The 357-nt window shown below is 51.5% G+C and carries 1 pseudogene; it reads right to left on the minus strand.

The features are described from left to right. Nucleotides 1-357, minus strand: a pseudogene (locus ACYVTD_RS18165) (ATP-dependent Clp protease ATP-binding subunit); the annotation flags it as partial.

Consider the following 357-nt stretch of genomic DNA (forward strand, 5'->3'; position numbering starts at 1 on the left):
ACCGCAAAGAGCGTCAGGAACAGCTTCGCTTACAAAAAGTTGGGCAAGTCCTTCGACAATAGCGGTTTTACCTACGCCGGGTTCCCCGACAAGGATTGGGTTATTCTTTGTACGGCGCGCCAAAATACGGACTGCGCGGTTAATTTCCGCTTTTCTGCCCACAACAGGATCAATTTTTCCCGCCCTGGCAAGCGCCGTAAGGTCGCGGGAAAATGCGTCCAATACGGGGGTAAGTACGGGAAAGGGAACAGGTTTTACTCTGGGTTGGGTTTCCGCCCCCGCCGCGCTTTTATGGTGGACTGCTGTTCTTTCTTTATTTACATAGTACGGCTGGTATCTTTCTACAGGCACATAGTC

The sequence above is a fragment of the Treponema sp. R6D11 genome (assembly GCF_054786075.1).